The sequence below is a fragment of the Paenibacillus sp. LK1 genome (genome assembly GCF_002750415.1).
Classification (GTDB): domain Bacteria; phylum Bacillota; class Bacilli; order Paenibacillales; family Paenibacillaceae; genus Paenibacillus; species Paenibacillus taichungensis.
The window spans coordinates 260,721-280,728 of sequence record NZ_PEII01000007.1; the positions used below are offsets into that span (position 1 = coordinate 260,721).

Consider the following 20,008-nt stretch of genomic DNA (forward strand, 5'->3'; position numbering starts at 1 on the left):
AGATAACACATGAGTAAGCAGGAAGAAATAAAACAAGCGTTGGCGGCAGCGAGCACAGAACGCGAATGGGATACAGACGGAACGTTCATCGAGTGGAGAGATGGGTGTCCGTTGAACGGGACTTATCGAAAAATTGCAATCACTCAAGCTCCTACGCCAGAAGTATTCAACAATCCGAATCATAAAAATGACGCTAACCTGATCGCCAAGGCTCCTGAATATATCGCTTATCTGCTGGAAACGTTGGAAGAAGTCTTGTTGGATCGAGATATCGCGAAGCAGAACCGTAAACAATGGGAAAAATGCTATGACGCCGCAGAAGAAAAGTCAGACCGGCTCCGCAAGGAGCTTGAAGAGAAAGAAATAATTCTCACAGGTAGGCAGTACACCATAAATCGATTAAAAGAACAAAACGAAGAAATAGCAACAATGGGTATTCGGCAAGGGGAACAAATTTACCGTTTGCTACAGTCAGAAAAAAAGCAGTACAAGGAGCTTGAACGCCTACGGAGCGCCCTAGAGACAACTTTGTTCCATCTAAAGAAAGAATACTACATGTCAGCAGAGGATTCTATTGAAGAGGCATTGGCAGTGGGTCAGGAAGGAGAGGGGAACCAATGAAGGTAGGACACGCTTCATCAAGCGAAAGCAAGCGCTGTGCAGTTTGCGGGAAAAAGACGGCGCACTACAAAACGTATGAACAGTCCGACATGGTAATCACTATCCCGGCATGTGTAAGCGAGACAGGTGATTGTTACGACCGTGTGGATGTCAAGCTAACAGCAACGCGTGCACTGACGGATATCAAACGAAATATCAGGGGTTGAGGCTAGGGCCTCTCCCTACTAAGGAGGATATAACACGATGGGCATCAATCCATTCTCCAACATGTTCAAATTTAGCGGTTATACGAAATGGTATCACTATTTCTGGGCAATGCCGCTGGCATGCATATTCCTATTCATCTTCTTCGTTTTGCCTTTCCTAGTGATTGGATTGCCAATTCGGATTGCAGACAAGTTGAGAAGCGAGTTCAAACGAAAATAGGTTAGGGGTGATATATAGATGACACAAACAGCGTTGACCCGGGAGCAAGTGTTGAGCGTCGAGCCTGGAACGGATCTGAACGTAATGGTCGCTGAACATATCTTCGGTTGGCGGCGTATATCAGGCCCTACGCATGACTATGACGGCACGGTTGAGCAAGGAGAGGTGTTGGTTCCTCTCGGTATGAGTGACGCCCACGCTTACGCCATGATGCCGCCAAGAGGTAGCATCCCAATATCTTATTTCATAAATCGGAATTGGTCTGAGGACATATACAGAGCGTGGATGGTTATCAAACAGGTTGAAAAGGAATGGGCATGGGAAATGAAGATGTACAACGGAGCTGGTGAAGTAGATGTACGGATCGGACGTAAAGATTATTCCAGCGAGAACGTATCTGAAGCAATATGTAAGGCAGCTCTATTGGCTGTACTGGACATATAGGAGGGATAGACGGATGAAAGTTACTAAGGGAATTATCAACACCTTTGAGAAATACATGAAGGTGAAGGATAGAGAGCATCAGCTTTTAGCAGCGCTATATGATTGGATGAATGCCCAAGGAATCAACACTACAGATAATGAGTTTGCAGACGCTATTGCCGTAAGGATCGGGAATAACGAGTTTCATTCATCGGAAGAATTTTTCAGTGATTTGCAGCGTTTTATTGATGGCGAACAGGTAGGTTACGGTTGATACGCAGTACGGATGCATAAGGCCGAAGGCCATCGAAATCGACCGAAATACTAAGCGAAGCGAGGCCGGATAAGGGTTTCTGGTCTCCCCAAATAGGAGGATATACATGGAACTCACCATTAAGGAATTGACGCAGATAGACGAAGCTTTGCAATCTCGTATAAACAAACTCAGATCACTTGTGCAGCACGGCCATATCCCGGAGAGAAAGGAACTTCTTACAATTCAAAACTGGTTGGAAGATGCAAAGAGTGCACAGGAGAAAGTCCAAGAATACATGGCGGGGTTGGCTCCCAAGGAAGGAGCGGAACAATGAAACAGATTAAGGTGAGATGCACAGATCCCTTCCAAGCGTTCAGCGGAACAAACTTGTTGTACGAGGTGAAAGAGGGCGAAGAACTGACAGCGCATTTGCACGATGAATCGGAAGAATACTTTGCAATTGACAGCAACGGCGAAGAAGCGTATGTAGGGTGCTTGGATATGGGTGGGAAATTGATTCTGGATGATTGTTTTGAATTGGTTGAGGAAGGAGCGGATAAGCATGAGCCTGTATGAGTTTGGCGCGAGAGCATGGGACGCTGAAACCAAAGAGATGTCATATGACTGCCTAGAGCGTAACTGGTTGAAGGTAGCTGTTTTGTCTCCACATGTAGAGTTGATGCTTTATACCGGATTGCAGGATCGTAATGACAAAGATATTTACGATGGAGATATTTTGGACGGCAGCTACAACAATCCAATGTCCGGACAACTTATCAAACGTCATTATAGAGTCGTGTTCAGAAAAGGTTCATTCCATGCAGATTTAATCGGTCATCATCCATACGGATCAACGTCATTATGCTTTGCGAATGAAAAATCGGTTGTCATAGGCAACATCTATGAAAACCCTAAATTATTGGGTGGGGAAGGAGCGGATACAGAATGATAGAGTGGCGTAAATGGAGCAAAGACGATGAGCTAGAAATAAACAAGCTTTGTCTAGTCATGCGGAGATCAAGTGCATTCCCAGTAGTGACTTTTTATCAAAATGAAGGTGAACAAAGAAATCAATTTATCGCTTTGGGCGGATACGCAGTAATGGATGTAACACATTGGAGCCCTATCAACCTACCTGGGGAGGAAGAAGCATGAGAAAATTCGGGTTAACCTATGACGATGCTATTGCAATTCAATCAAGTTTGGTCGCAGGGTTAATAGTACAGCGGCAATGGTATGATTTTGTTAGTCACGACATGTCCTCTGTGGAAAAGAATATTGCAAAAGTAGAATCCAAACGTGCCATGAAGAAAATCGCATACCTCAATGGATTCACGAAGTCCAAGAGTAAAGCGGAGATTCGGAAATTAGGGAAGTTGGTGGTGGAATGAACAACCGTGTAGCACATCACATGAACGAATTGGAAGGCGCAGCTCCTTCAGACCTGATTGATTTGATTGGGGAGAAAGACCAAGCATTACAGGCCATTACTGAAGTTAACTGGCAGCTTACGTTTGAGCGGGATCAAATGCAGCGTGAAGCTGCTTATTATAAAGCGAGATGTATTGAATACCAGATGGCTGAAAAACGGCGTCAGCAGGCAGGTGGCGAAATCTAATGACCGATCAACTTGAAGCGAAGTACCATTGGGAATGGACGGAAAAAGCAGTTGAAGAAAATAAGTTCCAAAGGATTGTGGCGGGAACACCAGTTTGGGATAATTATAAGAAGAAGGCACCGGAACGCTGGGTGAAAGAAGGTTTGATTCGCCAAGCTCAGAAACCAGTGGTGCCAGTAGGACAAGCTGCATTTGATTTTGATTCATAGGAAAGGGGCCGACTATGGGGCTTGCGGTGGTACAAATGGAGATTTTCGAACGAGTGACGAAGGTTGAACGTGTCCAGGTCAAAAAGCTTTTGATGGGCTATCCAAAAATGGCCTTGCAAGTCAAAGACTTACGGCGGAGAGATCCGGCAACACTCACTCCTAACCAATTGAAAAAACTGAGCGAAGACGGACCGAAAGTAGATGAAATTAATGTTGCTGTCGGTATGATTATAGATGAAGACGTTAAAAGAATATTTGAACATAGATATATTAAAGGCGTGAAATACACTGGAACAATCGATGCTTTCTGGGAACAGAGAGGCCGAAGCGAGAAGACCATAGACCGACGCATAGGAGTGGGTGTTGATACCATCGCTGAACACCTTAAACTCTGCGGAATCATTGGGAAAAAGTGACGGTAAACTGACGGTAAAGTGACGCTAGAATGACGGTGATATGACGGCAAAGTGACGGTTGATCAGTTATACACTAGGCACATAAGAAGGGAATTGCTTCCTTCCGGTGTGCCTGGTGTACCGTTATTCCACCCGGACTCGACTGTGCTGTGGGACTTAATGTCCTTAGACGTGGATCGTCAAGGGTGCAGTGTGGGGATGGGGTTAGACTCCCTAACCCCGCTCCATCCGGGCGGTTATACAAATACGGATTTAATGTGGTGGCGGAATAGGTAGACGCAGCGTAACGGTGTAGCTAATGACTCTCGGTGATAGAGTGTTGAAGCTCCAGCAATATCGGGCATAAACGAGATGCCGTGAAAATCACTATGCAAGGTGCGAATCCTTGCCCACATTAATATGGCCTTTCAGGAAACGATGGGTTCGAGTCCCAGCAAGGCCGGATAAAATTTTCTTGATAGTCTTTGGAGTCATTCGGAGGGTTACCGGATGGCTCTTTTCTTTTTCAACAAGGAGGTGATGGCTGGTGAACATTGTTCAACCGATCCGTGACCCGGCCATGATCGAAGAAATAAAAGAATTCTTCCAGGCTGATTGTGAACGTAATCGAATGATGTTCGTTTTCGGAATCAATACCGGGTACCGGATACAGGATATGTTGAAGCTTCGGAAGCGTGATGTCATGGGAGACCACATAATCATGACCGAAATGAAGACAGGTAAGAAGAAGTGGTTGCAACTTCAATCCGACGCTTAAACGTGAATTGAAGTTGTATACAGCCAACATGAACGATGATGATTACCTATTCCCGTCTCGGGAAGGAAAGAACAGACCGATCAAGCGGGACATGGCTTACAAGATCATGCGCAAGGCTGCGGCTCATTTCGGCTTAAAGGATATCGGTTGCCACACCATGAGGAAGACATTCGGTTACCACATGTACCAACGAACCAAGGATGTCACCCTGTTACGGAAGATGTTCAACCACTCATCAGATTCAATTACCATGGGCTACATCGGCATGGATCAGGATCGAATGGACGCGGCCATGAACCGCTTTGGACTCTGAGTTATACATAAATAACGAGTGTATAACTCATTTTCAGAAAACAGGATAAACCCTTGATATAACTAAGAAATTTCAGGCCATGCCAGTTATGCAAAATATATAGATATGAATAACTCGTTGAGGAAGATTAGGAGGAATAAACAGTGAGCATAAGCTACAGCTACAAATGTGATAGATGTGGGTGCAGGATTTGGGACAGGCAACAAGCGATGAATGAAAAATGCAGAAGATGTGGCGGTAAATACTTCCCACTAAAGTCTAGCTGTTCCATTGCGATCCTGGCAGCAGAATTCACCCATCGAGAGATTAGAGCTGATCAAGGCTTTATCCGTCAAGAGATTAGCAGTTGTAGGGTGACTGCCGAAATTGGATTCGGAACCGGGAGAATGACCACTAAGTTTGAGTTCCAAGCAGATGAAATTATTCTCGTTGAGGGCGTGCCTGACTTGGCAGCCACCGTGCGCGACTTCATCACAGGGCTGATGCATATGATTGGGTCAAATGAAACAAGGGATCAATCATGGTCAACAAAGGAATAAGGAAGATACCAGCCGTTCCTATCGTCTCCAAGCTACAACCTGAGCAATGCAGAGGTTGCGTGTGGGGGTCGTGGGCAGGCAGTAAACAGGTATGCATGATGCCCGCATGCAAGAAGGGGTGAGTGTTCCATGCCGATCAAACTAAAGCGGCCATGTAACCATCCTGGTTGCCCTGAGCTTTCAAGTGAAGCTTACTGTCCTGCCCATAAGAAACAAAGAGCAAGAGAGATAGACCAAAGGCGCGGCACATCCACACAACGTGGATACAACGGGCAGTGGCGTAAGGCAAGGGAAGGATATCTGCGCAAGCATCCTATCTGTGTTGAATGCGAGTCACAAGGACAAGGCACGCCTGCTACCGTGGTTGATCACATTACACCACACAAAGGTGATGACACATTGTTCTGGGATTCAAGCAACTGGCAAGCGTTATGCAAGAGGTGCCATGACATCAAGACAGTTACCCAAGATGGAGGGTTTGGTAATGATGTGAGACAATCAAAGCCGAGGAGTGAGAACCCATGAAGCTGAGGGATTATGTTGACGAGTTGGAACAGGAGTACGCCAAGCAGCTGAAGACACCAAACTATGATGAATGGGTATTGTTCTCTGTAAAGATCAATCGACCGCTGAGAGAATACATGGACGAGATCAAGAGTGACAAGACCAAGAAGAAAGAATATGAGGCAGCTACATATGCGTTTCAGCTGTGGAATGAATTCACAACGAAACTGCGGGGCGACCCTTTGACAGACCGTTTTGTGACACGCGTTGCCGAGCTGCGATTCCAAATCAAAAAGATGGTGTCCTAAAGTCATTCATAGAATGGCTTTTTTTGTTGTACAGGCACACGTCATCAGACGGACGTAAATGCCCATTTAAGCCCTTCAACAAAAATGAAGGTGAATGACTGGACGAAGCCTAAAGAGGGCAGGGGCCCTGTGAAAATTTCGTACAGCGGGGTGAAAAACCGGCTGGGGCGTCTCGCGTAAAAAAAATTCCCTAAATGAAATTTCGGAATTAGGGTTGTTGCTGGATTTAGCTTCCAGAAAACGAGAAGGGAGGGGGTGTCATGGCGAGGCCGCGTCAACCGATTGACCTATTGCTATACAAGGGACAGAAAAATCTGACCAAGCAAGAAATTGAGGAACGGAAGGCCGCCGAGATAAAAGCACCATCCGATAAGATACGAGCACCATCGTATTTGCCAAAAGATTTGCGCCGCGATTTCAAGAAGATTTCAGATGAGTTAATTGCCATCGGGATTATGTCCAACTTGGACGTGGACGCATTATGCCGTTATCTGATTTCCCGTAAGCTCTATCTTCAGGTAACAAACGAATTGTTGAATCGAAGCCCAATTGTGCAGTATGAACAATCAGAGGATGACAGCGTGGACGGTGAGTTGATTCCAGGTACAAAAACGGTGGAGATATTCAGCAGCGTGTACGCAGACCTTACGCTTAATCAGGACAAATTTTTCAAGCAGTGCCGTCAAGCTGCGAGTGACTTGGGTCTCACGATTTCTTCGAGATGCAAACTGGTTGTTCCGAAGAAAGAGGAAAAGGGGCCAACGGAGTTTGATGAAAGGTTCGGGGATGTGTAGTGATCAAGCAATATTTGATCGACTATTCCCGAGATGTAATTGACGGGCATGTCGTAGCGTGTCAGAAGCACATATGGGCGTGTATGCGATTCATTAAGGACATTGGTCGGGAGAACACACCTGAGTTTCCTTACGTTTTCGATGAAGACAGGGCCATGCGATTCTTCGAGTGGATGAACCTCTTCCGGCATACAAAAGGGCCGCTTCAAGGGCAAAGGATTGTTCCACACGATATCCAGTATTTTATATTCGGAAACATTTACGGATGGGTTCATGTAGACACAGGGTATCGCCGTTTCAGATATGCATATTGGCAGGTAGGGCGTAAAAATGCCAAATCCCAATCCCTGGGCGTTGTGGCTTCCTACGAAACAGCGGCTATGGGCGAAGGAATGGCTGAGGTTTACTGCGCTGCTACAAAGAAAGATCAGGCCAAGATTGTTTGGAACGAAACCAAGGTCATGATTGAGCGGTGTCCAGAGCTGCGAACCAAGTTCAAAACCACTTATGGGGTCATTCGTCATCCTAAGAGTGAATCTATCATGAAGCCACTCAGTAAAGAGGACGGCAAAAAGGGTGATGGTTACAACCCACAATGCGGTATCGTTGATGAATATCACGCTCATGAAACAACCGAAATGTATGATGTTATTGACTCAGGGATGATCTCACGCACTCAGCCATTGATGATGATCATCACAACGGCCGGAGAAAACTTAAACAGTCCCTGTTACCGGATCGAATACGAAATGGTTTCTCGTCTGTTGGACCCGAATGATGAGGGCACGGAAAACGATGACTATTTTGCGATGGTCAACGAGTTGGACAAAGACGAAGACGGAAATTTGGTTGATGACATTGCAGATGAAAAGGTTTGGGAAAAAGCCAACCCAATAGCTGCATCTCATGAAGTGGGCAGGGCGAGCATTCGGAAAAGGTTGAAAAATGCCTTGAATGCTCCAGAGAAAATGAACGACTTCTTGACCAAAAACATGAATATTTGGGTCAATGGCGGCGAGAAAAAATACATGCGAATGGATGCATGGGCTGCCTGCGGAACAAATGAAATTGTTGATGCTAAAGGTTTAGAAGCATATGTTGGTGTGGATATGTCAATGAAAACAGACCTTTCATCCGCAGTCTTTGAATTCCAGCTTCCAGATGGACGATTTCTTGTTAGGCAACGTTCTTTCATTCCTGGCGACACGCTGGAACGTAAGAAAAAAACCGATAAAGTCCCTTATGATCTTTGGATCGAAAAGGGATGGCTAGAAGTTATCCCCGGACCCGTTGTAGATCAGACATATATTGAAAATTGGATCGTTAAAGCGTCTGAGGAATGGGCCTGCGCGATTAAGGAAGTGTGTTATGACCCATACCAAGCCACGCAGTTTGCTATTCAGATGTCTGAGCGTGGTTATGAGATTGTGGAGATCCGGCAAGGGATTCAAACATTGTCTGAACCAATCAAAGGATTCAGAGAATTAGTCCTTCAGAAGAAAATTGTTCACGAGAAGGATCAGTTGTTGACCTGGGCAATGAGTAATGCAGTTTTAAAGGTGGATCAAAAGGAAAACGTGCTGCTGGATAAAGCCAAATCTACAAATCGGATTGACCCGGTTGCGGCTACGATCGATGCGCATGTCAGGGCGATCTTTGCCGAACCTAAAATGGATGTCTCTGAGTTCGCAAATGAAGATATATTGAAACAACTTTGGGGTGATGGAAATTGAATAGGATCGTGACGTTCCTGCGCGACTTCGCGGAGGATTATTTGGTGTTGCTGGGTGTGCTGCTTATCAATCTGGCAACCTATCGAATTAGCGTTACGGCAGGGCTCTACTGCACGGGCGGTTTTTGTCTAGTGGCTGGTGTCCTGGTGGCCTTTATGGCGAGATTACCACCACGCCGGACAGGGGGTGATTGATAAATGTTCTTTAGGAAAGTGCTTGAACAACGTAGCGCGCCAACAGAAGTCGGATTGAATGACCGGAAATTTCTGGACATGCTTGGCATTGATCCAGCCGGGGTGAACGTGCGCGGAAAAGGTGCTATGAAGATTGAAACAGTCTACACATGCATCAAAATCTTATCCGAAACCGTGGCAAAACTGCCACTAAAGATATACCAATCGGATGAAAATGACATTACAAAAGGTACGAAGCATTACCTGTATCCGCTCCTTAAGTTGCAACCTAACCCGTTAATGTCGTCCATTAACTTTTTCAAGGCTCTGGAAGCTTCCCGAGCATTCGGAAATGCCTATGCAAATATTGAGTTCGATCAACGAACAGGAAAGGTTATTGCCTTATGGCCCTTGGATCGTGAAAAGGTGACAGTGATTGTTGACGATATTGGTTTGCTAAACACTCAGACCAAGTTATGGTACCAGGTTAATGCGGGTGGAGAATTGAGGAAGATCCCAGCCCATGAGATGCTCCACTTCTTAGGAAACGTCACTTTGGATGGGTTTGTTGGGGTGCCAACAATGGAGTACTTGAAAGGAACAGTGGAAAACGCGGCCTCAGCCGGGAAATTCATTAACAATTTCTACAAAAATGGCCTCCAGACCAAAGGTTTAATTCAATACACGGGTAGTTTAGACGAACCAGCTAAAAAAGTTTTCCGAGAACAGTTCGAATCCATGTCTTCAGGTTTGAAAAACAGTCACCGGGTGTCGCTATTACCGTTCGGCTATCAATTTACGCCGATCAGCATGAGCATGACAGATGCGCAGTTTCTTGAGAATACGGAACTGACCATTCGGCAGTTGGCTGCGGCATTTGGAATTAAGATGCATCAACTGAATGATTTGGATCGGTCAACGCACAACAATAACGAACAACAACAACAACAATTCTACACGGATACCATGTTACCGATCTTGACCACGTATGAACAGGAGATCACCCGAAAATTGTTTTTGGATCGGGAAATCGATGACGGGTATTTTGTACGGTTCAATGTAGATGCTGTGCTGCGAGCCGACTTCAAAACACGGATGGATGCTTTGGATAAAGCCGTTAAGGGCAGCATCATGTCTCCTGATGAGGCAAGAGCAAAAGAGAATTTACCTCCGATGCCGGGCGGAAACAGGCTGTATGCAAACGGTAATGTTATTCCGCTTGAAAATGCTGGTGTTCAATATGCCAAGAAAGGGGGTGAAGGAACTGGAAAAGACAATGCCAAAGACAACAAAGGAGACAAGGGCACTTCCGGTAGCTCTTGAAATTCGCGCTGATGAGGAAAGTGGTAAGCGGACCATAACTGGTTCAATCAAATACGATACTGATTCCAATGAAATGCGAGATTGGTACGGAGATACATTCGTTGAGCAGATTGCGTCCGGGGCGTTCGCGGACAGCATTAAAAATCGCGGAGTTGTAGGTTTGTGGAGTCACGATACTTCCCAAGTGCTTGGAAATACCAAGTCAGGCACATTACGTCTGAACGATGGATCAACCGAACTACGTTTTGAGTTGGATATCCCGGATACAACTGTGGGCAATGACGCTTGGGCTTTAATCCAACGTGGTGACGTGGATGGGATGTCATTTGGGATGAAGGTGACCAAGGATAAATGGTCCAGTGAAAAGCGGGATGACGGATCGAAAGTTTATAAGCGCAGTATCCTGAATGCGGATTTATTTGAAATTAGCCCGGTTGCTTTCCCGGCGTATCCAACCAATGAAGTAACGGCGAGATCCTTGGAAGACTTCAAGGCTGAAGAAGCTCGTGCAGGTCTGGATGCTGAAAAAGAAAATATTTTGATGGAACTGGACCTGATTTAAAGGCCAGTTTTTTGTTTGACCAAATAAATCATGAGGTGATCCATTTGAGAAAAGAACTACGTGCTCTTTTAGATGCGATTGAACAAAAGAAACAAGAAATCCGTACCATGGTTTCACAAGATAAGACAACGGAAGCGAATAACGAAATGGCTGAAGTGCGAAAAATGCAAGAAAAGGCCAATGTATTACGAGAGTTGGAAGAAGATGAAACGCGCGATTATGGAAATAACGGCGGCCAGCCTTTGAGCGAACCCAGCAATTTGAGCAAACGTGAAGATGCTGAGCTCGAAAAAGAATATCGCGATGTTTTTATGAAGGGTGTAAGGCGCCGTGATGTCAGTTCAGAAGAGCGCAGCATTATTGCTGAATATGAGCGCAGAGCGGTTATGCATGAGGGTGGCGCGTCCGGCCAGACGAGCGGTGATGCTTCTTTGATCATTCCGCAGGACATCCAGACCCGAATTAACACGATTTCGCGGCAATTTATTGATTTAAGCCAGTTCATTACGGTGGAAGATGTCGCTACGCTTTCTGGCTCTCGGGTAATCGAGAAGGACGCCGAATTTGTACCATTCCCTCTGATTGAGGAGTATGGAGTGATTCCAGAGTCAGATGTTCCTCAGTTCATCCCATTGAAGTATGCGGTCACAAAGCGCGGCGGCATTCTCCCTTTGACGAACGAGCTGCTTTCTGACTCTGACCAAAACATTATCAGTTACATTTCTACGTGGATTGGTAAAAAGGCCGTGGCAACTCGGAATTCATTGATCATGGCGGAACTGAACAAGCTGGCTAAAAAACCTCTTGCAGATTTGGACGCTGTAAAACGCGTGATAAATCTCGGACTTGATCCGGCGATCAGTGAACGCAGCATCATCCTGACGAACCAACATGGCTTTGCTTGGTTGGACGAGCAGAAGGATGCTAATGGCCGATATCTGTTGGTTGATGACATTACACAGCCAGGTAAAAAGTTATTCAAAGGCCGACAAGTGGTTGTGGCTTCGAACAGAATGCTTCCAGGAGATACAGCGGGTGGGACGGCTCCGTTTATTGTCGGTGACCTGAAACAACTCCTTGTCTTGTACTCTCGCAAGTTTTACGAACTCGCAAGTACAAAAGAGGGCGGCAGCGCCTTTACCCGTGACACAACTGACTTGAGAGCAATCATGCGTCAAGACATCAAGACATGGGATTCGGGGGCGGCAGTCTTTGGCCAGCTTGACGTTTCAGCAATCGTTTAAGGCGGGATAACCGCCTTTTAATCTTTTCGGGGAGGGAAAAACAATGACTAAAGCAGCTAAAACTTTAAAATATCCCGTTTTAGAGGTTTTCCGGGATAAAGATACAAAGAAAAAATATCCGGTTGATTCAGTTTATGAAACAGATAATCAGGACCGGGCTGACTTTCTCAGGGAATTCGGATATCTTGGTGAACCTACAGTTACGGATGACTCAGGCACGCCATCAGGTGATGAGGTGACGGTTAAACCGGGTGATACAACCCCTGATCAAACAAAGCCGGACTCCAAAACCAATAGCAAGGCAGATAAGGAATAGTCATGCTGGCGACCGTCAGCAGGCTAAAAAAGATGCTTTACATTCCAGACACAGATACCAGCCAGGACGATGAGTTAATGTTTGCCCTGGCTGCTGCGTCTGACGCCATTGAGGGTCACTGTAATCGCAAGTTCGGAAAAAGCTCATACACGGAGCGCCGCAGCGGAACGAATTCCAAGCATTTGGCCCTGCGGAATTTTCCGATTCATGAAATTACAGAAATCACGGGTCCACATGGTCCGGTTGTGGGGTTCACAGAATTGGAGGATGGCATACTGTTCCGGCAAGAAGGATGGCCGAAAGGAGAATATAACCTTTTGACCTCCTATATTGGCGGCTATGACCTTCCAAGTGACAACCCTACCGCTAACACTCCCACACTTCCAAACACGCTGGAAATGGCCTGTCTGATGCTCGCCAAGATGATGCATACAGGGCAATGGGGCAAATTATCGGAACGGATTGACGGTGAATACACTGCTACGTTCGATACAGCGGAGCGAGAAACGGACTTACCTCCAGCCATCCAGGCACTGTGCGACCGTCACGTTTGGAGGTTGGGATGATGTACCGGGATGTTGTCAAAATCACGCGGCAGGCGGACGACAGTGATCCGTGGGCAGGAGGATCTTCAGGAGATCAACCGGAAGTGTTCCGGGCGCGGGTTACATTCGCCACGCAACGTGTAATAGGCCAGAACGGGCAGGAGATAACCAGTTCTGTCCATATTCGTATGCCCGGAATAGTCCCGGTGGGGTACGGTGATGAAGTGACCTTCACGGAGCCGAGTGGCACGGAAAAGACCAAGAAAATCATCTCCTACAAGGTGCCGCGTAACCTGGAAGGACAATTCATGATGACGGTGGTGCATCTATGAGTATGGAAATTAGCGCAGGGGCTTTCCTGAAGCAGCTGGATTTATTAAGTGAACGTGCTGTTGCGGCTGCTGAACGTGGCGTGAACAAGGCGGCTGAGGAATTGGGAGAAGAAGCGGACAAACTGGCGCCAAAGAAAAAGGGGAAGCTGCGGCAATCGCGGAGGGTTGAGGTAGAAACCAAAACCGGATTAAGGATTACGGCTACTGTGTCCTACTCGGCCGTACGGCCTATGAAATCCGGTTATCCGTTCAACTATGCCCTGTTTCTTCATGAAGTCGCTGATTTTGATCCGACTACACCAGGAACCGGCCCGAAATTCTTGGAACGTCCGTTAAAGGCAAAATCCAGGCGTTTCATAAAGACCATTGCTGATGAAGTGAAAAAGGAGTTGCATTTGTAATGCTCAAGCCTAAGCAACTCGCGGACATGCTGCAAGCGGAGAAGCCTTTCAGGTATTACGCCAATGAATTTCCAACTGGCGCGCCGGATGCTGCGGCGTGGGTGCGGCTGACTGGTGGCTATGCTCCATCCGATTGGTCGCCACGAAAACAGCCTTCTATGCAAATACTTGTGCGCGGCCCGGAAAAAGAGGCGGTTCGAATTGAACAACACGCCTATGAACTGTACGACCACATGCATCAACGCCGAGAGTTTTACGCAGGCGATAGCTTAATACGAGAATGCACAGCCGATCAATCGAATCCGCTCTATGTGGGCAGGGACGAAAATGGTCGGCTTTTATATTCTCTAAATTTTACATTGGTGGTGATGGAATGAAGAAGGTTGAACTGACGAAACGAGACATTCAGGTCAATATGGGCACGAAGGAAAGCCCGGATTATAAAGGTGCTGGCGATATTGTCGAACTGACAAACGAGTCGGCTGCAAAGATGATTGATGCAGGGTATGGCAAGGAATTCAAAGAAACGAAATCTAACGCGAAAGAGGGTCAATCCTAATGGCACAAGTAAATGCGGAGAAAATCAAATTAGGACCATGCAAGGTTGTATTCGGAACCGGGGTAGATGCAATCGAATTCGGAACAACAAAAGGTGGAGTTGTCCTAACTCTTGAGGAAACATCCCGAGAAGTGACGATGGATCAGACGGGAACGACACCGCAGAAAGAAATCAGAACAGGAAGCAATGTAAGTATTGCAGTCCCTTTTGGTGAATATGACTTGGAGAAATTACAGGCAATTCTCCCGGGTTCCCGATTGATTGTAGATGGAACAGACCCAACAAAGAGAAAGGTTGTAGTCAATGCAACTAAGGTCATTGACTTGCTGAAATATGCGAAGCCAGTGACCCTGATTCCTTTAGCGGAAGGAACAACGCCAGATGATTACATTACTTTGCCTATGGCAGCGCCACGCGCAAATCTGAACTACACATTCGATTATGACAACGAGTTGATTACCAATGTAACATTCAAAGGATTTCCAAATGCAGATGGCGACCTAATCGAGTTTGGCGATCCAGACGTAGCCTAATACCACATAAGACGAGGCGGGGCCATTGGCTCCGCTTTTGTCATTAAGGAGGACCCATGTTCCCATTTAAAAAATCAAGCCAGTCTGTTGATCATGTGTGTTTTGGCGAAAAGCGAGTTGATATACCGCGCCTGAGTGTAGGCAAATGGATGTCTTTGATGGAGAAAATTGAGATCCTACCACAGACCGTGGCAAATATTATTGCTGCAAGAGATACGGAAATGTTTTGGCCTAGTGCCGTGGTGGGCGTGTTAATGGCATCTGAAGAGGTGGTCACACTCGTTTCTGTTTTGGCAGATGTGACGGAAGATGAAGTAAAAGAAGCGGATTTGATCCAACTGCACGACTTTCTGAAATCAACCATTGAACGAAACAACCTGGACGAAGCTGCAAAAAAGTACCGCGCCGCAATCCAGTCCGTGCTGGGAAGGCTGCAAGCCGCGAAGAATCCGAATTAACGGTACACAATTGGGTTCTTGAAGCTTCGCTATTGCTCGGGGTTACGCCACAGGTGCTGCGTAATGATTACTACATTACGGATTTGCCTATGTTGCTGTTCCGGCAAACACAAAAGATTGCGGAGGAACGATTGGCACAACTCCATATTGTGATGGGACCAAACATGACGGAGGAAAGTTTTAAAGGTTTAGTGGATATGTTGGGCTGGCCGTTACAGGACGAGAAACAGGAGAAAAAAGAAGAGTTTGACGCCACTGGACTCCGGTCCTTACGCGCTAGGCTAGAAGGGAGGAAGGATGGCTGAGAATGAAAACATTGGTGGCATAGAGGCAAAACTAGGGCTAGATGCTGACGGATTTAAAAAGGGTATTGAAGAAGCCAAGCAAGACATGAAGAAAATGACGGATGAATCCAAGAAATTCAACCAGGATTTCAAAACCGTATCAAAGTCTTTGCGTGACGTAGGCGTCGATTCCAAAGAAATCCGAAAGATCAAAACCGAAATGCTGGCATCTAAGCCGGAGTTGTTTGAAAAGCAGCTGAAGAACGTGGAATCTCAGCTTCGTGCGATCGGGGCAAGCAGCTCCCAGATTAGTAAAGTGAAAGTGCAGATTCAGGAACAGGGTACAGCGTTGGAATCCACCAGCGGTAAACTGTCCAAGATGAAAGTGGAATTCGATGAGAACGCCAAATCCGCAAGCAATTTAAGTAAAGAGATCGGCACGGCGGGGGTAGCCTATGCGGCATATGCTGCTGCGGTTGCGGCGGCACTAGCCAAAGCGGTAGACATATCAGCTCAATTTGAGCAGGCCATGGCTAAGGTCAAGGCGATTAGCGGAGCAACCGGACAAGAGTTTGATAAGCTGCGGCAACAGGCTATTGATTTGGGCGCAACCACTGTATTTAGTTCCACGCAAGCAGCTGAAGCACAATCCTTTCTGGCTATGGCGGGTTTCAAAACCAAGGAAATCATGGAAGCCATGCCGGGCGTGCTGTCGCTTGCGGCTGCGGGACAGATGGAGATTGCCCGCACGGCCGACATTGCTTCCAACATCCTAACTGGGTTCAGGCTATCGGCTGATCAAACTACGGGCGTTGTGGACGTGCTGGCTAAGGCTATGACATCCAGTAATACAAACATTGAGCAATTAGGATACGCCATGAAATACGTCGCTCCTATTGCTGCCTCACTCGGTATGTCGATTGAAGAGGCTGCGGCATCGGTTGGCGAACTATCCAATGCGGGTATTCAGGGCGAGATGGCGGGTACACAGCTCAGGGCAATGCTCCTGCGGTTAGCTTCACCGACCAAGGAAGCTCAGTTCTATATGGACAAGCTCAAAGTGACGACCAAGGATGCGGCGGGGAACATCCTGCCATTTGCCAATATTATCGGCCAGTTCGAACAGGCGTTTAAAAAACTAAATCAATCTCAACAAGCCCAAGTAGCTGCGTCCATTGCTGGAACCGAAGCCGCCTCGGGCTTTTTGACGTTGATTAGTACAGGGCAATCTCAGTTGGAAAGCTTCACCTCTGAGCTGGAAAACTCAGCAGGCGCGGCCGATAAACTGGCTGAAACGCAGATGGATACGCTCAAAGGGTCTATCGAAGAATTTAAATCGGCTATGGAAGCTGCGGCCATTACTATTGGCGACAAATTCGCGCCTACAGTACGTAGCATCACGGATACGATTGCCACATTGATCCTGTCATTTAACGATCTGGATGCAGGTACGCAAAACGCAATCATCACCTTTGTTGCAGTTACGGCTGCGGTGACTGGTATCACCCTGGCCGTGTATGCGTTGCGTACGGCGTTAATTGCATTGCAGGCATCGTTTCCTCCATTGCTGGCTATATCAGCCATCATCGGCGGTGCGGCTGCTGCGTTTGCCTATTTTAAAGGTCAATCGGATGATGCGACAGCATCGGCGGAAAAATTTGCTCAGGCTCAGGAAGAAGTGAACCAAGCGCTTGGCAAGTCTCCGCTGAATCGAACGGTTCAGGATGTCCAGGATTTACAGGAACGAACTGAACAGCTTAATTCAGTTTTGGAGGAACGGGCGGCGCTTCAAGATCGTTTGAATGAAATCGAGGCTTTGCAGGCGGATCACATGGGTACACCTCAATTGCTCAGCGAAATGATGGACATCAATGACGAATTGGTTGAGATGGACGAAAAGCTTCGAGGCATGGGCTATGACGGTGTAGAGCAGGCACAAATCAAACTGGAACAAATGAACGATGCAATTGAAGAGTCTGTTCCGGCGCTGTTAAAGATGAGAGAGGCTGAAATAACCGACTTGGCGGCAAAAAACCAAAAGGTCGAAGCGATGGCAAAGCTATCTGCGCGATATAAAGAACTGGCCTCGGCTCAAAATCTGGATGCATCCCAAAAGCAGGAACTGATTAATGTCACCGATCAGCTGAGGAAACAGTATCCAGACCTCAACGCACTCCAGGATGAATCCGGCCGGATCACGATCAAGAATATCGGAATCATTGATGACCATATCAGCGCTGAACGAAATTTTATTGATATGTCTGCGAAAGCAGCCAATGCCTATCTGACTCACCTGGAAGCGATGGCGAAAGCCAATAAAGCATCCGTTGAAGCTCAGATAAAAAACTTTGAAGCTTTGGCTAAAGCGATGAGTGCAGTAAGCGGATCTGCTAATCCAATGATGGCGAAGAACGTTACAGCGGTCGGCGGAGTCAGTGTAAATAAGACGTTTGAGAATTTCGCAAATGGCGGAGTGGATAAGCAACTTACTGCCCTATACGACAAGCAGAATATTGCCACTCAGAATCTACTGGAGGTTCAACGGGCGAAAGATTCATTGACTTCAGGTGAGGCGTTTAAGCCCGTTTCAGGCGGCGGGATTGATTTGTCCAAACCGGAAAAAGAGAAGAAGACCAAAGCGGCTAAAGACAAAAAGGAAAAGTCGGGCAAATCTGCTGCGGAACTTGCTGCAGAAGCTCGAAAGAAAGCCTATGATGCTGACATTGCCACAGTCCGGTACCAGGCTGACATGTATGACTGGTCTGCTGAGGAACAAATCAAGGCGTACAACAAGGTAGCTGCCAAGCATAAGCAGCATTTGAAAGAAACGGTCGAGGATCAGCGGACCATGAATCTCCAAATTAAACGGCTTCAAGAAGATAGTGTCAAAGCCCGGTATGACTTTTCATCGGAATGGATCGATAAGGATCAACGCCGAATGGAAGAGTCCGGGAAATCAGAAGTCCAGATGGCTACGGCCAAACTGAATGCGTGGACGCGGGTCCGGGATCGGTACAAGAAAGATTCAGAGGAATATAAGAAGGCTGACGAACAGGTATACCAATCCAAAAAGGAATTGACTCGACAGCTTGAAACTGAGCAGAAGAAGCAATATCAGACATACAGCGAGAACATCACCAAAGAAGAACGCCGTATGGAGGAATTGGGTAAATCAGAGCTTGAAATCGGGCAGATGAAGTTGAAGATGTGGACGGAACTCCGGGATCGATACAAAAAAGATTCGGATTTGTACAAGCAAGCGGATGAACAGGTATATCAAGCGAAAAAATCATTACTCCAACAAACCCAAAAAGATACAGAAACGCTGCTTAAAAAGCAAAAGACCGCTGTTAACGATGCCAAAAAGGCCGAACTAGCGGCTATTGACGCGCGCAAAAAGGCGTTTGTGGATGCTCAGAATGAAAAGATTAAGGCCATTGACGATCTGATCAAGAAGGAACAAGAGGCGAACGAGGACGTTGATTACGAAACAGAGCTTGCGAAAAAACGGGCACGGGTGGATCTGCTTAGTACAGCGGTCAGTCCGGAAGGAATCAAAGAACGCAACGACCTGATTGCTGAGATTGAACGGATGCAGCTTGAACATTCGCGTGAACTACGCAAGCGGGATTTGGAAGATCAGAAGGACAAGCTTCAGGATGAGAAATCAGAACAGGAACAGGCATTCGAGGACGAGAAAACAGCGACCGAGGCCCGTTACGATGCGCTTGCTCAAGCTTTCGAGGATTACGGGGATAACGTCAAACTTATTGAGAGTGCAGTACAGGATTTCCGAGTCGGAGCTAATCAGGAAGCTAATAAACAAATTCTTAGCGATCTGGACACGTTCTTGAGTCAATACCAATCCAAGATGAAAACGGCCTCCAGTCTCAGCGGAACATCCCAGCAGGCGCTTGATTTGCAAGAGTACAACGCTAACAAGGATGCCTACAATGCAGCCAAGGCAGCAGGGAACAAAGATGAGATGCAACGCTTGTCACAGCGAAATCAAGCCATCCGGGATCAGTACGGGATTGATAAGGATACAGGCAAGATAAGCAGCTTCGATGTTGGCGGTGTGGTTCCGGGTCCTCCTGGCGCGCCGATGGAAGCGGTGGTTCACGGTGAGGAAGCTATTTTCAACCGTCATCAACTGAATAACCTGTTCCGATTGCTGGAGGTTCCAAAACTCGCTCTCAAACCCGAACAGGCTCAGGTTCCTGCTACTCAGGTAACAAATCATATTGACTTGTCTACGGATACAGTCGTGCTGGAAGACAAGGCGGATATGGATATGTACAACAACGGTAAAGAACGATTGGCACGTAGTTTGCAGCGCCTTGGAATGAAGGGGTGAAGAG

32 protein-coding genes and 1 pseudogene are annotated in these 20,008 nt (G+C 46.8%); all 33 read left to right on the plus strand.

Annotation, left to right across the window (positions count from 1 at the left end; all coding sequences use genetic code 11):
* Window positions 1–9 precede the first annotated feature (9 nt).
* The 33 genes and pseudogenes from CS562_RS17435 to CS562_RS17595 all read left to right on the plus strand — a co-directional run bounded on the left by CS562_RS17435 (window position 10) and on the right by CS562_RS17595 (window position 20,004).
* Window positions 10–621 carry a hypothetical protein gene (locus CS562_RS17435; protein WP_099857520.1) on the plus strand — a complete coding sequence of 204 codons (612 nt, stop codon included), beginning with the start codon at window positions 10–12 and terminating at the stop codon, window positions 619–621.
* On the plus strand, window positions 618–827 hold the full coding sequence (locus CS562_RS17440; protein ID WP_099857522.1) for a hypothetical protein: 210 nt from the start codon (window positions 618–620) through the stop codon (window positions 825–827). Before CS562_RS17435 ends, CS562_RS17440 begins: the two co-directional genes overlap by 4 nt.
* 37 nt (window positions 828–864) lie before the next feature.
* A complete protein-coding gene (locus tag CS562_RS17445; RefSeq protein WP_099857524.1) occupies window positions 865–1,047 on the plus strand; it encodes a hypothetical protein in 183 nt (60 codons plus the stop codon).
* Between the two features lie 18 nt (window positions 1,048–1,065).
* Window positions 1,066–1,491: a BC1872 family protein gene (locus CS562_RS17450; protein ID WP_099857526.1), complete on the plus strand. Its 426-nt coding sequence runs from the start codon at window positions 1,066–1,068 to the stop codon at window positions 1,489–1,491.
* 13 nt (window positions 1,492–1,504) lie between these two features.
* A complete protein-coding gene (locus CS562_RS17455) occupies window positions 1,505–1,744 on the plus strand; it encodes a hypothetical protein (protein WP_099857528.1) in 240 nt (79 codons plus the stop codon).
* A 106-nt stretch (window positions 1,745–1,850) separates the two neighbouring features.
* Window positions 1,851–2,060, plus strand: coding sequence for a hypothetical protein (locus CS562_RS17460; RefSeq protein ID WP_099857530.1), 210 nt, complete (start codon window positions 1,851–1,853; stop codon window positions 2,058–2,060).
* Window positions 2,057–2,302, plus strand: a complete 246-nt coding sequence (locus tag CS562_RS17465; protein WP_099857532.1) for a hypothetical protein — start codon at window positions 2,057–2,059, stop codon at window positions 2,300–2,302. The genes CS562_RS17460 and CS562_RS17465 overlap by 4 nt, the downstream gene beginning before the upstream one ends.
* The gene (locus CS562_RS17470; RefSeq protein ID WP_180287167.1) at window positions 2,289–2,675 is read left to right on the plus strand and encodes a YopX family protein; all 387 of its coding nucleotides are present in this window, start codon (window positions 2,289–2,291) and stop codon (window positions 2,673–2,675) included. The genes CS562_RS17465 and CS562_RS17470 overlap by 14 nt, the downstream gene beginning before the upstream one ends.
* Window positions 2,672–2,881, plus strand: a complete 210-nt coding sequence (locus CS562_RS17475) for a hypothetical protein (protein WP_099857536.1) — start codon at window positions 2,672–2,674, stop codon at window positions 2,879–2,881. Before CS562_RS17470 ends, CS562_RS17475 begins: the two co-directional genes overlap by 4 nt.
* Window positions 2,878–3,117 (plus strand): hypothetical protein, encoded by a 240-nt coding sequence (locus CS562_RS17480; RefSeq protein WP_099857538.1) that lies wholly within the window; start codon window positions 2,878–2,880, stop codon window positions 3,115–3,117. The genes CS562_RS17475 and CS562_RS17480 overlap by 4 nt, the downstream gene beginning before the upstream one ends.
* Window positions 3,114–3,344: a hypothetical protein gene (locus CS562_RS17485; protein WP_099857540.1), complete on the plus strand. Its 231-nt coding sequence runs from the start codon at window positions 3,114–3,116 to the stop codon at window positions 3,342–3,344. The genes CS562_RS17480 and CS562_RS17485 overlap by 4 nt, the downstream gene beginning before the upstream one ends.
* Window positions 3,344–3,553, plus strand: a complete 210-nt coding sequence (locus CS562_RS17490) for a hypothetical protein (RefSeq protein ID WP_099857542.1) — start codon at window positions 3,344–3,346, stop codon at window positions 3,551–3,553. The genes CS562_RS17485 and CS562_RS17490 overlap by 1 nt, the downstream gene beginning before the upstream one ends.
* Before the next feature lie 14 nt (window positions 3,554–3,567).
* Window positions 3,568–3,969 (plus strand): hypothetical protein, encoded by a 402-nt coding sequence (locus CS562_RS17495; protein WP_099857544.1) that lies wholly within the window; start codon window positions 3,568–3,570, stop codon window positions 3,967–3,969.
* A gap of 526 nt (window positions 3,970–4,495) precedes the next feature.
* Window positions 4,496–5,039 (plus strand): annotated as a pseudogene (locus CS562_RS17500) (site-specific integrase).
* A 143-nt stretch (window positions 5,040–5,182) separates the two neighbouring features.
* Entirely contained in the window at window positions 5,183–5,578 is a 396-nt protein-coding gene (locus CS562_RS17505; RefSeq protein WP_099857546.1) for a SprT family zinc-dependent metalloprotease, read from the plus strand.
* A 129-nt stretch (window positions 5,579–5,707) separates the two neighbouring features.
* Window positions 5,708–6,103 carry an HNH endonuclease gene (locus tag CS562_RS17510; protein WP_099857548.1) on the plus strand — a complete coding sequence of 132 codons (396 nt, stop codon included), beginning with the start codon at window positions 5,708–5,710 and terminating at the stop codon, window positions 6,101–6,103.
* Window positions 6,100–6,390 carry a hypothetical protein gene (locus tag CS562_RS17515; protein WP_099857550.1) on the plus strand — a complete coding sequence of 97 codons (291 nt, stop codon included), beginning with the start codon at window positions 6,100–6,102 and terminating at the stop codon, window positions 6,388–6,390. The genes CS562_RS17510 and CS562_RS17515 overlap by 4 nt, the downstream gene beginning before the upstream one ends.
* Window positions 6,391–6,650: 260 nt before the next feature.
* Window positions 6,651–7,184 carry a phage terminase small subunit P27 family gene (locus CS562_RS17520; RefSeq protein ID WP_099857552.1) on the plus strand — a complete coding sequence of 178 codons (534 nt, stop codon included), beginning with the start codon at window positions 6,651–6,653 and terminating at the stop codon, window positions 7,182–7,184.
* Complete coding sequence (locus CS562_RS17525; RefSeq protein ID WP_099857554.1) at window positions 7,184–8,917, plus strand: terminase large subunit; 1,734 nt, start codon at window positions 7,184–7,186, stop codon at window positions 8,915–8,917. Before CS562_RS17520 ends, CS562_RS17525 begins: the two co-directional genes overlap by 1 nt.
* Window positions 8,914–9,111 carry a hypothetical protein gene (locus tag CS562_RS17530; RefSeq protein WP_099857556.1) on the plus strand — a complete coding sequence of 66 codons (198 nt, stop codon included), beginning with the start codon at window positions 8,914–8,916 and terminating at the stop codon, window positions 9,109–9,111. Before CS562_RS17525 ends, CS562_RS17530 begins: the two co-directional genes overlap by 4 nt.
* A gap of 3 nt (window positions 9,112–9,114) precedes the next feature.
* Window positions 9,115–10,413 (plus strand): phage portal protein, encoded by a 1,299-nt coding sequence (locus CS562_RS17535; RefSeq protein WP_099857558.1) that lies wholly within the window; start codon window positions 9,115–9,117, stop codon window positions 10,411–10,413.
* Window positions 10,367–10,975: an HK97 family phage prohead protease gene (locus CS562_RS17540; protein WP_257219525.1), complete on the plus strand. Its 609-nt coding sequence runs from the start codon at window positions 10,367–10,369 to the stop codon at window positions 10,973–10,975. Before CS562_RS17535 ends, CS562_RS17540 begins: the two co-directional genes overlap by 47 nt.
* Window positions 10,976–11,010: 35 nt before the next feature.
* Entirely contained in the window at window positions 11,011–12,219 is a 1,209-nt protein-coding gene (locus CS562_RS17545; RefSeq protein ID WP_306554405.1) for a phage major capsid protein, read from the plus strand.
* A 43-nt stretch (window positions 12,220–12,262) separates the two neighbouring features.
* On the plus strand, window positions 12,263–12,535 hold the full coding sequence (locus CS562_RS17550) for a hypothetical protein (protein WP_099857564.1): 273 nt from the start codon (window positions 12,263–12,265) through the stop codon (window positions 12,533–12,535).
* A gap of 32 nt (window positions 12,536–12,567) precedes the next feature.
* Window positions 12,568–13,101 (plus strand): hypothetical protein, encoded by a 534-nt coding sequence (locus tag CS562_RS17555; RefSeq protein ID WP_099857566.1) that lies wholly within the window; start codon window positions 12,568–12,570, stop codon window positions 13,099–13,101.
* Window positions 13,086–13,412 (plus strand): hypothetical protein, encoded by a 327-nt coding sequence (locus tag CS562_RS17560; RefSeq protein ID WP_143813565.1) that lies wholly within the window; start codon window positions 13,086–13,088, stop codon window positions 13,410–13,412. The genes CS562_RS17555 and CS562_RS17560 overlap by 16 nt, the downstream gene beginning before the upstream one ends.
* Entirely contained in the window at window positions 13,409–13,813 is a 405-nt protein-coding gene (locus tag CS562_RS17565; RefSeq protein WP_079694728.1) for an HK97 gp10 family phage protein, read from the plus strand. Before CS562_RS17560 ends, CS562_RS17565 begins: the two co-directional genes overlap by 4 nt.
* Window positions 13,813–14,190, plus strand: coding sequence for a minor capsid protein (locus tag CS562_RS17570; protein ID WP_099857572.1), 378 nt, complete (start codon window positions 13,813–13,815; stop codon window positions 14,188–14,190). The genes CS562_RS17565 and CS562_RS17570 overlap by 1 nt, the downstream gene beginning before the upstream one ends.
* Entirely contained in the window at window positions 14,187–14,372 is a 186-nt protein-coding gene (locus CS562_RS17575) for a hypothetical protein (protein WP_099857575.1), read from the plus strand. Before CS562_RS17570 ends, CS562_RS17575 begins: the two co-directional genes overlap by 4 nt.
* Complete coding sequence (locus CS562_RS17580; RefSeq protein ID WP_099857576.1) at window positions 14,372–14,905, plus strand: hypothetical protein; 534 nt, start codon at window positions 14,372–14,374, stop codon at window positions 14,903–14,905. Before CS562_RS17575 ends, CS562_RS17580 begins: the two co-directional genes overlap by 1 nt.
* A 56-nt stretch (window positions 14,906–14,961) precedes the next feature.
* Window positions 14,962–15,363, plus strand: a complete 402-nt coding sequence (locus tag CS562_RS17585; RefSeq protein WP_099857578.1) for a hypothetical protein — start codon at window positions 14,962–14,964, stop codon at window positions 15,361–15,363.
* A 32-nt stretch (window positions 15,364–15,395) separates the two neighbouring features.
* Entirely contained in the window at window positions 15,396–15,668 is a 273-nt protein-coding gene (locus CS562_RS17590) for a hypothetical protein (protein WP_125477295.1), read from the plus strand.
* Window positions 15,661–20,004: a phage tail tape measure protein gene (locus CS562_RS17595; protein ID WP_099857582.1), complete on the plus strand. Its 4,344-nt coding sequence runs from the start codon at window positions 15,661–15,663 to the stop codon at window positions 20,002–20,004. The genes CS562_RS17590 and CS562_RS17595 overlap by 8 nt, the downstream gene beginning before the upstream one ends.
* Window positions 20,005–20,008: the final 4 nt, after the last annotated feature.

Excerpts from the sequence above, each read along its gene's own strand:
- CS562_RS17565 (WP_079694728.1), top strand. The coding sequence starts at position 13,409 with ATGAGTATGGAAATTAGCGCAGGGGCTTTCCTGAAGCAGCTGGATTTA.
- CS562_RS17440 (WP_099857522.1), top strand. The coding sequence starts at position 618 with ATGAAGGTAGGACACGCTTCATCAAGCGAAAGCAAGCGCTGTGCAGTT.
- CS562_RS17540 (WP_257219525.1), top strand. The coding sequence starts at position 10,367 with ATGCCAAAGACAACAAAGGAGACAAGGGCACTTCCGGTAGCTCTTGAA.
- CS562_RS17475 (WP_099857536.1), top strand. The coding sequence starts at position 2,672 with ATGATAGAGTGGCGTAAATGGAGCAAAGACGATGAGCTAGAAATAAAC.
- CS562_RS17450 (WP_099857526.1), top strand. The coding sequence starts at position 1,066 with ATGACACAAACAGCGTTGACCCGGGAGCAAGTGTTGAGCGTCGAGCCT.
- CS562_RS17575 (WP_099857575.1), top strand. The coding sequence starts at position 14,187 with ATGAAGAAGGTTGAACTGACGAAACGAGACATTCAGGTCAATATGGGC.
- CS562_RS17580 (WP_099857576.1), top strand. The coding sequence starts at position 14,372 with ATGGCACAAGTAAATGCGGAGAAAATCAAATTAGGACCATGCAAGGTT.
- CS562_RS17555 (WP_099857566.1), top strand. The coding sequence starts at position 12,568 with ATGCTTTACATTCCAGACACAGATACCAGCCAGGACGATGAGTTAATG.
- CS562_RS17490 (WP_099857542.1), top strand. The coding sequence starts at position 3,344 with ATGACCGATCAACTTGAAGCGAAGTACCATTGGGAATGGACGGAAAAA.
- CS562_RS17595 (WP_099857582.1), top strand. The coding sequence starts at position 15,661 with ATGGCTGAGAATGAAAACATTGGTGGCATAGAGGCAAAACTAGGGCTA.
- CS562_RS17535 (WP_099857558.1), top strand. The coding sequence starts at position 9,115 with ATGTTCTTTAGGAAAGTGCTTGAACAACGTAGCGCGCCAACAGAAGTC.
- CS562_RS17455 (WP_099857528.1), top strand. The coding sequence starts at position 1,505 with ATGAAAGTTACTAAGGGAATTATCAACACCTTTGAGAAATACATGAAG.
- CS562_RS17515 (WP_099857550.1), top strand. The coding sequence starts at position 6,100 with ATGAAGCTGAGGGATTATGTTGACGAGTTGGAACAGGAGTACGCCAAG.
- CS562_RS17485 (WP_099857540.1), top strand. The coding sequence starts at position 3,114 with ATGAACAACCGTGTAGCACATCACATGAACGAATTGGAAGGCGCAGCT.
- CS562_RS17550 (WP_099857564.1), top strand. The coding sequence starts at position 12,263 with ATGACTAAAGCAGCTAAAACTTTAAAATATCCCGTTTTAGAGGTTTTC.
- CS562_RS17480 (WP_099857538.1), top strand. The coding sequence starts at position 2,878 with ATGAGAAAATTCGGGTTAACCTATGACGATGCTATTGCAATTCAATCA.
- CS562_RS17445 (WP_099857524.1), top strand. The coding sequence starts at position 865 with ATGGGCATCAATCCATTCTCCAACATGTTCAAATTTAGCGGTTATACG.
- CS562_RS17510 (WP_099857548.1), top strand. The coding sequence starts at position 5,708 with ATGCCGATCAAACTAAAGCGGCCATGTAACCATCCTGGTTGCCCTGAG.
- CS562_RS17435 (WP_099857520.1), top strand. The coding sequence starts at position 10 with ATGAGTAAGCAGGAAGAAATAAAACAAGCGTTGGCGGCAGCGAGCACA.
- CS562_RS17460 (WP_099857530.1), top strand. The coding sequence starts at position 1,851 with ATGGAACTCACCATTAAGGAATTGACGCAGATAGACGAAGCTTTGCAA.
- CS562_RS17570 (WP_099857572.1), top strand. The coding sequence starts at position 13,813 with ATGCTCAAGCCTAAGCAACTCGCGGACATGCTGCAAGCGGAGAAGCCT.
- CS562_RS17470 (WP_180287167.1), top strand. The coding sequence starts at position 2,289 with ATGAGCCTGTATGAGTTTGGCGCGAGAGCATGGGACGCTGAAACCAAA.
- CS562_RS17520 (WP_099857552.1), top strand. The coding sequence starts at position 6,651 with ATGGCGAGGCCGCGTCAACCGATTGACCTATTGCTATACAAGGGACAG.
- CS562_RS17495 (WP_099857544.1), top strand. The coding sequence starts at position 3,568 with ATGGGGCTTGCGGTGGTACAAATGGAGATTTTCGAACGAGTGACGAAG.
- CS562_RS17465 (WP_099857532.1), top strand. The coding sequence starts at position 2,057 with ATGAAACAGATTAAGGTGAGATGCACAGATCCCTTCCAAGCGTTCAGC.
- CS562_RS17585 (WP_099857578.1), top strand. The coding sequence starts at position 14,962 with ATGTTCCCATTTAAAAAATCAAGCCAGTCTGTTGATCATGTGTGTTTT.